General features: G+C 75.6%; 1 pseudogene. It reads left to right on the forward strand.

Annotated features, from left to right (window positions below):
* Positions 1-401, forward strand: a pseudogene (locus UK12_RS33320) (hypothetical protein); the annotation flags it as partial.

The raw sequence follows: 401 nt of genomic DNA on the forward strand, positions 1-401 counted from the left end.
GCACCCGCCACCTGCGCTACGAGCGCACCCTCGGCGGCCTGCCGGTGCTCGGCGGCGACCTGGTCGTGCACCAGGACGCCAAGGGCAGGATCCAGTCCGCGGACCGCGCCGTCGAGGGCAAGCTCGCCCTGCCCAGCCTCACCCCGAAGCTCTCCGCCGCCAAGGCCGCCGCCAACGCGACCGGCGCGGTGCAGGCCACCGTGGGCATCACCAAGGACGAGGACAGCGCGGCCCTCAAGGAGGTCGGCAGCACCGGCAAGGCCGAGCTGGTCGTCTGGGCCGCCTCCGGCACCCCGCGCCTCGCCTACCGGACGACCGTCGAGGGCATGCGCGCCGACGGCACCCCGAGCCGCCAGCAGCTGGTCACCGACGCCGCCAGCGGCGAGGTGCTCTCCACCCAC

This window comes from Saccharothrix sp. ST-888 (genome assembly GCF_000955975.1).
In the GTDB taxonomy this organism is placed as follows: Bacteria; Actinomycetota; Actinomycetes; order Streptomycetales; family Streptomycetaceae; genus Kitasatospora.